At 35.7% G+C, this 8,461-nt stretch carries 8 protein-coding genes and 3 tRNA genes; 7 read left to right on the top strand and 4 right to left on the bottom strand.

All coding sequences use genetic code 11. The features are described from left to right. Positions 1 to 286: 286 nt before the first annotated feature. From ACGH46_RS02755 to ACGH46_RS02745, 3 genes are all read right to left on the bottom strand, one after another. Positions 287 to 362 (bottom strand) — tRNA-Lys (locus ACGH46_RS02755). Positions 363 to 380: 18 nt separating this feature from the next. After that, positions 381 to 456, bottom strand: a tRNA-Val gene (locus tag ACGH46_RS02750). Positions 457 to 491: 35 nt separating this feature from the next. Then, positions 492 to 567 (bottom strand) — tRNA-Val (locus ACGH46_RS02745). 205 nt (positions 568 to 772) lie between these two features. On the opposite strand from ACGH46_RS02745, the gene ACGH46_RS02740 reads away from it, so the two are divergent. From ACGH46_RS02740 to tusA, 6 genes are all read left to right on the top strand, one after another. Further along, complete coding sequence (locus ACGH46_RS02740; protein ID WP_411604008.1) at positions 773 to 1,717, top strand: PilN domain-containing protein; 945 nt, start codon at positions 773 to 775, stop codon at positions 1,715 to 1,717. Further along, positions 1,707 to 2,180 (top strand): hypothetical protein, encoded by a 474-nt coding sequence (locus ACGH46_RS02735; RefSeq protein WP_411604005.1) that lies wholly within the window; start codon positions 1,707 to 1,709, stop codon positions 2,178 to 2,180. Before ACGH46_RS02740 ends, ACGH46_RS02735 begins: the two co-directional genes overlap by 11 nt. Next, positions 2,177 to 2,548 carry a hypothetical protein gene (locus tag ACGH46_RS02730; RefSeq protein ID WP_267351261.1) on the top strand — a complete coding sequence of 124 codons (372 nt, stop codon included), beginning with the start codon at positions 2,177 to 2,179 and terminating at the stop codon, positions 2,546 to 2,548. Before ACGH46_RS02735 ends, ACGH46_RS02730 begins: the two co-directional genes overlap by 4 nt. A gap of 17 nt (positions 2,549 to 2,565) precedes the next feature. After that, on the top strand, positions 2,566 to 3,861 hold the full coding sequence (locus ACGH46_RS02725; protein WP_411604002.1) for a secretin N-terminal domain-containing protein: 1,296 nt from the start codon (positions 2,566 to 2,568) through the stop codon (positions 3,859 to 3,861). A gap of 121 nt (positions 3,862 to 3,982) precedes the next feature. Next, on the top strand, positions 3,983 to 4,798 hold the full coding sequence (locus tag ACGH46_RS02720) for a Cof-type HAD-IIB family hydrolase (protein WP_267351257.1): 816 nt from the start codon (positions 3,983 to 3,985) through the stop codon (positions 4,796 to 4,798). 8 nt (positions 4,799 to 4,806) lie between these two features. After that, a complete protein-coding gene (tusA, locus tag ACGH46_RS02715) occupies positions 4,807 to 5,046 on the top strand; it encodes a sulfurtransferase TusA (protein ID WP_411597448.1) in 240 nt (79 codons plus the stop codon). Positions 5,047 to 5,083: 37 nt separating this feature from the next. On the opposite strand, the gene ACGH46_RS02710 is transcribed toward tusA, so the two are convergent. Further along, on the bottom strand, positions 5,084 to 5,488 hold the full coding sequence (locus ACGH46_RS02710) for a protein YgfX (RefSeq protein ID WP_267360425.1): 405 nt from the start codon (positions 5,486 to 5,488) through the stop codon (positions 5,084 to 5,086). A 416-nt stretch (positions 5,489 to 5,904) separates the two neighbouring features. Here ACGH46_RS02710 and ACGH46_RS02705 point away from each other — a divergent pair, with 416 nt between their 5' ends. Further along, entirely contained in the window at positions 5,905 to 8,448 is a 2,544-nt protein-coding gene (locus ACGH46_RS02705) for a penicillin-binding protein 1A (RefSeq protein WP_411604150.1), read from the top strand. The last annotated feature ends 13 nt before the right edge of the window (positions 8,449 to 8,461 follow it).

Raw genomic sequence — 8,461 nt, 5'->3', positions numbered from 1 at the left:
CACTTCGTGTTGTTCAAATTCGTTCCAGACGAATTTGTCGAACGCTTGCGTTCTCATCGCTTAGGTTTACTTAAATTTATATTGTTAATTATGTTGAAAAACGAAGAAAGAAAGTGGTGGGTCGTGAGCTTGATTATTCGGCACTTCGTGTGCCTCACCCCTTCGGGGCCAACACTTCGTGTTGTTCAAATTCGTTCCAGACGAATTTGTCGAACGCTTGCGTTCTCATCGCTTAGGTTTACTTAAATTTATCTTGTTAATTATGTTGAAAAACGAGGAAAGAAAGTGGTGGGTCGTGAGCGATTCGAACGCTCGACAAACGGATTAAAAGTCCGCTGCTCTACCGACTGAGCTAACAACCCATATAAGAAAACTAAAAGTGGTGGGTGATACCGGGTTCGAACCAGTGACCCCCTCCTTGTAAGGGAGGTGCTCTCCCAACTGAGCTAATCACCCCAAATGTTTTATTGCTAAAACGTCACGGTAAAGATTGGTGGGTGATACCGGGTTCGAACCAGTGACCCCCTCCTTGTAAGGGAGGTGCTCTCCCAACTGAGCTAATCACCCTTACCGTGTGGATGTGCATTATAAGGCACGTCTTATTTCAGTCAACCTTTTTTTTCATAATTTCGCAAAATTAACTTTGTTCGATTTAATTTTAATCTTATTTTGCGTAATACTTCGCAAAAATCCCTTTTTTTCATTTTTATTTAATCAATCCTTATTATGCTTGGTCATAAGGTAATTTAAAATCATAAGTACACAATCGATCATGTTTATCCGAAAATGTCGTATTAAAATATATATTGAACCCCAATGGTTACGGTATCAAATTATCTATTTGGTTAACACTCAAACAGCAAAACAAAATGAGACTACCGTTAACTACCCTTATCAAAACTTGAGTGATGTTGAACAACTGATTCTTGAGCTGAAGAACCGTATTCCAACACAATCGGTTTTTGAACTTTATCTTAATGAAAATGATTTCCAAACCAAACAACTCAAACTTCCACCACTTAATTTAGCCTTAGGCGAACAAGCTTTATATGTTGAAGCATCGATTTATCAATTATTTGAACTCACCGCTACAAACGTTTGTTATGATTTTATTTATTCTGCTGACAAATCTTATCTTAATGTAACAATATGTAAACGTGATTATGTCAATGAGTGGCTGGATTTATTTAAAAAACACAATTTAAGATTACACTGTATTGGTGGAGTAATTAATGAAGAGATAATCAATTTTTTACCCTGGCGACAAGAAAAACAGAAAAGGCATAAATTTTCGTTACTTGTTACTATGGTGTGCATAATGGGGATTGCTTGCTGTTCTATGGGTTATTTATGGCATCAAACGCAACTTAAACTCAGTCATTACACCCTATTAAATGTCGAACAACAACATAACGAAAAACGGTTAACTCAACAATTAGCAACTTTTATTCCTAAGCTGTCGGTTAGCCAACAACAAATTTATCACTTTTTAACACTACTTTCAGAACAATTACCACCTGTTATATGGTTAGAATCATTCCATTATCAACCGCAACAAGTGATAATTTCCGGTTATAGCTTTCGTTATATTGAGATTATCAATTTTAATCAAACGTTATTACGGCAGGATAACATCATAAAAAGTCAGATTCATGACATAACCAGACAAGAACACAATTTGTCATTTAAAATGGAAATCACATTTAATGAAGAGTGATTTTTTTAATCGCCCACTTTGGCAGCAATATACTATCGGTTTTGTTACTATCATCACAATGATCATCATTAACTATCTATTTTTTATTGAGGATATTGCTAATCAAGCCAAACAGCAATTTAAACAGCATCAGATTCAGAGTGAAAAAATAAAACAGCTACAAACCCAAATTGACCGATATCAAACCAAAATGAATAGATCATTCATTTTACTTTCAGAAAAAGACTTGGCTCATGCGATTACACAAAACCAGTTAACTTTACATACATTCAGATACTATCGAACGGATAACAAAACGATGTGGGATATTGAGCTCCATGGACAATTTACTAATTTTCTAAACTTATTATCGACCTTTAACCACAATAGCTATTATCTTGATTTATCTGATTTTAGGATTCTTCGACAAAATACTTATCTAATCATATCGTTTACATTATCTTTCGATAAGGAAACAACATGAATCATTATTTATTCTCTAGCTTAATTTTTATCATGATGATTTGCTTTAATGCTGATGCAAATCACCGTTTGGCACGCGATCCATTCAATCTGACTGATTTGATATCGTGTACCGAACAAACTAACCAATTATTAGCACAGATACAAAGCTGGCAACTTAGCGGAATCATACAATCACAGCACAATAATTATTATCAAATCTGGTTAACGTCAACACAGCAATGGTTAGCAATAATCAATAGTGAGATTCCTCCAATGTTATTGCCTTGGCAAATCAAAACGCTTACGAATGATAACGTTGTTTGGCAAGCAAATCTGGCTCAATATTGTCAAGATAGTATTGTCTGGATGATGCCATTAAACAAGTGATATGAGGGAATTAACGTATGGCTAACATCCGATATCTTTTATTAAAACACCTCAAAAAATGGCAAATTATTAGCACTGTTTTATTCCTTGCTCAAGTCAATACTAGTTTAGCAACTAACAATCAATTATCTAAAATAAACCATTCGGAACTTATCACGTTAAATTTTAATCAAACTGATATTGGTATTATTTTGCAAGCATTAGCTGACAGTAAACAACTTAATTTGATTATGACTGAAGACATAGCACAAAAACAGACTATTAAGCTTCGAAATGTCGATTGGCATAAAGCTTTAATGATTATAATCAATAGCGCTAACTTACAAGCTAAAATTGAGGACAATATCTTATTTATTTCAAAAGCGGAAGATCCCGAACAGATTAATCAAAAACAACGATTAGATAAATTATCACTTGAACAGCGTTTACCCTTAGATACTTTACCTATACGTATTGAGCATGCCGATCTGAACACATTATTGGATATCATCCATAAGCAAGCGCTATTGTCAGAACGTGGTAAAGTGATTGTTGATAAACGGACTAACTCGCTAATCATCACTGATATTCCCCCTAAATTGACAGCGATTAAAAGTCTTATCACATTGTTGGACAAAGCAATACCACAAGTCCACATTGCCGCTCATATTGTCAATATGAGTGATGAAAGTATGTCAGAACTGGGGATTAAATGGGGTTATGTGGGGCAGCCTTCGCAGTTAATCAATAAGTTCGATGTAAAATTGGGCGCTGCCAGTTCAACGGCTAATCTGGGCTTTAATCTTGCGAAAATGTCTGGCAGTTTACTCAATTTAGAGTTATCTGCACTACAGGCGGAAAATCAACTTGAAATTATTGCCAGTCCTAACTTACTGACCGCCAATCAAAATATGGCTTCAATTAAACAAGGCACTGAAATTCCTTACGAAGTATCGAGCGGTAGCAGTGGCTCGACTTCCATTGAGTTCAAACAAGCCGTTTTAGGATTAGAAGTGACGCCTAAAATCATTGGAGAAGAGAAGATGATTTTAGATCTCCATATCACTCAAAACACCGCTGGGCAAGCGATTAAACGCAGTGATGGCGGTGAAGCCCTCGCTATAGATACGCAAGAAATCAAAACCCAAGTCAAGGTAAAAAGTGGCGAAACAATTGTACTTGGCGGTATTTTTCATCAAATAAATAGCAAAAACGATCATAATGTACCTTATGTTAGCCAAGTCCCTATTATCGGTAGTTTATTTAAGTACAAAAATAAAAAGCAACAAAAGCGAGAATTAGTCATTTTTATTACACCGCAATTAGTTGAGTAAATGTGTACAGAGTTGTATCATACCCTATATTTTATATTTTTACTTTGAGGTCAATAAAGGATTCAAAGTATTGTTTTTTAAATCATTGTGATTTTCACTTTTTACACTAGTAGAGAATATTATGTTTCATGTTGTCGCTTCAGATTTAGATGGCACCTTATTAACGCCTGAACACAGTCTTTCACCTTATACCAAACAAGTTTTGCAAGCATTACGTCAAAAAGGCATTCATTTTATTTTTGCTACAGGGCGACATCATATTGATGTTGCGCAAATGCGTGAAAATATGGAAATTGATGCATTCATGATAACGTCAAATGGCGCCCGAGTTCATGATAGTCATGGAAACTTAATTTTTAGCCAAAATGTCGAACCGACGCTCGCCAGTCAAATTGCCCAAGAGTGCACTGACGATCCACTAGTGTTTACCCATATTTACCGAGGTGATCAGTGGTTAATTAATAAAGAAGATGCCTATTCTCTTAGCTTTCATCAAGAAAGCCGCTTTACTTATGAGTTTTTTAATCCTTTTGACTTTGAAACAGATGACATTGCTAAAATCTATTTCACAACAAGTGATGATGCCCTTCATCCACATTTAGTCAAATTAAAAAATCGGCTTGATGAAAAGTATGGTGATCAAGTCAGTATTGCCTTTTCATCATTAAATTGCCTTGAAATTATGGGCGCTAATGTTTCCAAAGGCAGTGCGTTAAAAAAAGTGGTCGATAAATTAGGATTAGCATTAAACGATAGTATTGCATTCGGTGATGGCATGAATGATTATGAAATGTTAAAAATGGTTGGAAAAGGGTGTATAATGCAAAACGCCACACCAGATTTACGACAAAAATTACCTGAATTAGAAGTGATTGGTTCAAATGCTGATGATGCCGTACCGCATTATCTTGATAAACTTTTTTCAATTAATCCCTAACCAAATTATTGATAAAAATGAAAGCCGACAAAGAACTTAACACAATTGGATTACGCTGTCCTGAACCCATAATGATGGTTCGCAAAACGATGAGAGAGCTTGCTGTTGGGCAAGTTCTTCTTGTGATTGCTGATGATTTGGCAACAACTCGTGATATTCCCAGCTTTTGCCGGCATATGGATCATGAACTATTAAGTTCACAAATTGAATGCCCACCTTTCTATTACTGGATAAAAAAAACGCATTAAATGCAGGTCAACATGTCGCTAAAGATAGATATGTTTATCAATTAAAATCAAGTTGATATAGATAATATCGAAGTGTTCGCCAATCGCTAGTTGTCAAATTATCGCTCATCAAAAAAAGGGTACAGTGTTGCCCTGTTCGCCTTGATTTCAAATTCAAAAATAGACTATAACGAAGTATTAAGGGTTTTCGCATTAAATGCCATCGCTGATTGTGCCAATAAATCTGATTGATGTGATGAAATAAAGCTAATTCACCAGTTATTGTTTGAAAATAGCTAAGGCTGCGCCACCACTCAACTATCAATAAAATGATCACCACAAATGTATAGGCGTTAAATGAGGTATCGGCAAATAAAAATAGGCTAGCCATTATTAACAATAAATAAAAACTTGATGAAATGATGATTTGCAAGTAAGATTGCTTAAGTTTTGTACTCCACATAATGATCACCCAAAAATAATAACGTCTAACTTTCTCATACTTTGCTAGAAATATTTTAGAATTAATCAATAATTGTGAAACAACACGCACATAGAATCGTATACGATAAATCGTTACTTATTTATTAAAATGGTTAACTTTAAAATTACGATAGATACACTAAAATCAAATTTTTAATGTGCAATTGAAAGATGATTGAATGATTTTTAGAAAGAGTATTTTATTGTGTTGTTCGATTAAATTGAGTGCTAAGTATTGAAAACGAACAAAGGGACTTATCACTTTTTGTTTTATGCAATTTACTATAATTAGTATATACTCATCGACCTAAAAAAAGTTAAAAACCTTACAGGAAATAGAGTTTTTTTAATTATTTCCAAATTTACCTTAAATCAATTAGGTAGGAATGATTAGTGATGTTAGTTAGAGTAATAAAGTTTTTTCTCAAATTTTTTGCTGGTTGCTTACTGTGTGGCTTAGTCATCGGTATAGCTGGTTACGCCTATTATTCAAAGGATCTACCAGATGTTGCTACACTAAAAGATGTGCAATTACAAACACCGTTACAAGTACTCAGTAAAGATGGTGAGTTAATTGCGATTTTTGGTGAACGTCGACGTACGCCTCTTAAATATGATGAAATACCTAAAACGGTTATTAATGCGGTTATTGCCACCGAAGATTCCCGATTTTATGAACATTTTGGTATCGATCCAATCGGAATTATTCGTGCAATGTATATTGGATTAAAACAAAAAGGATTTTCACAAGGTGGAAGTACTATTACTCAACAAGTTGCTAAAAACTTCTTTTTAACTTCTGAAAAAAGTATTTCTCGAAAAGTAAAAGAAATGATCTTAGCGATCCGCATGGAAAAAGAGCTGTCCAAAGATGAGATCATGGCACTTTACTTAAACATGATTAACTTTGGTTCACGAGCTTATGGTGTTGCCGCAGCTTCCTATACTTTTTTTGGTAAAACACCTGATCAATTAACTTTAGATGAAGCCGCTTTATTGGCTGGTCTTCCGAATGCGCCTTCTGCATATAATCCAATTTCGCATCCTAATAAAGCATTAACAAGACGTAACTGGGTATTGGGACGAATGTTAGATCAATCCTACATTACGCAAGCGGAATATAATGAAGCCATAAAAAAACCTTTAAATGTCAGTTACCATTCTCCACAGATCGCCTTTTCTGCTCCTTATATTGCTGAAATGGCACGGCAATTTATGTTTGAAAAATTTGGCGAAAAAGCCTATACGGACGGTTATAAAGTTTATACAACTATCTCAAAACAAGACCAAAGTGCCGCAACAGAATCAATACAAAAATCGATCATTGATTACGACAAACGACATGGTTATCGTGGTGCTAATAAAATTTTATGGAAAGAAAATGAAACCGCGTGGGATGACGCAAAAATCCTCGAAACATTAAATAAATACACCTGTTATAGTGGAATCTGCCCAGCCGTTGTGCTGAAGTCTACGGATAAACAAGCATCAATTGTTTTAACTGATAATAGTCATGTTGAGATTTTGTTCGATGGCATGAAATGGGCAAGACCATTTATCAATGATAATAAACAAGGCGCTTATCCACATAAAGTATCAGATGTGCTAAAAGCGGGTCAGCTTATCTGGGTGAGAAAAGTTAACGACTTATGGGAACTGTCTCAGCTACCCACTGTCAATGCGGCATTGGTATCATTGGATTCTGAAAATGGTGCGATAAAAGCGATTGTCGGTGGTTTTGATTTCAATCTCAGTAAATTTAACCGTGCGACGCAAGCACTGCGTCAATTAGGCTCAAACATAAAGCCATTTATCTATACTGCAACGTTAGAACATGGCTTAACAATGGCAACACTCCTTAATGATGCACCGATTGTTCGAACAACAGGCAGCACGACCTGGAAACCCAAAAACTCACCACCGCAATACGCAGGCCCTTTACGTCTACGCATTGGTTTAGGTATGTCTAAAAATGTCATGATGGTACGAGCCTTACGTGCGGTTGGAATCGACTATGCAGCCACTTATTTAGAACGATTTGGCTTTCCTAAAGAAAATATTTCGCATAACGAATCGCTTGCTTTAGGTTCTGCATCATTTACGCCTTTACAAGTAGCAAGAGCGTATTCAGTTATCGTTAATGGCGGCTATTTGATTACCCCTTATCTAATTGAAAAGATTGAATACACAAGTGATAAAAGTATTATCTATCAACATCAACCTGTTATCGCTTGTCACGACTGTCAAGATGATCTCATTATTACTGACTCAACACCTCAAACTAATAACGATGTGGAAAATGCTACCAATGAATCTGGCAGTGAAGAGCCTGAACAAGCGAATCTCAAAGCGGATGATAATATCATTATTCCTGACATTGAAATTAATCATGAAAATAATAATAAGCCTATCACACCAATTTATGCACCACATACATTAAGTAGTGATATTGCCTTCATTATGAAAGATGGGTTACGTTCAACGGTATTTGGTGGTTCAGATTGGCAAGGAACAGCATGGCGTGTTAAAGCTTTAGGTCGACGAGATGTAGGCGGTAAAACGGGGACAACCAATGCATCTAAAGATGTTTGGTTTTCTGGATTTGGTGCCAATATTGTCACAACTGTATGGATGGGTTTTGACGATCATCGTCGTGAATTAGGAAAAACCTTCCGCGCTGAAGGCGGGGCCAATACGGCCAATCCAATATGGGTTGACTATATGAAAGAAGCATTAAAAGATGTGCCTGTTGTTACCGATGTTCAACCGGAAAACGTAATTAGTGTTACAATCGACCAAAAAACAGGATTATTACCACAATCTGGTGCAAACACCATGACAGAATATTTTATTAAAGGCACTGAGCCTACCCGTTATGCAACTAAAGAAGTCGGTACCGAAACAACAGATTCGGACGGTAACATTTCTGAACTATTCTAATTGAGGTATGATA

Source organism: Gilliamella sp. CG22, assembly GCF_046635725.1.
GTDB lineage: Bacteria > Pseudomonadota > Gammaproteobacteria > Enterobacterales > Orbaceae > Gilliamella > Gilliamella apicola_I.
This window is presented reverse-complemented; position numbering and strand designations above follow the sequence as displayed.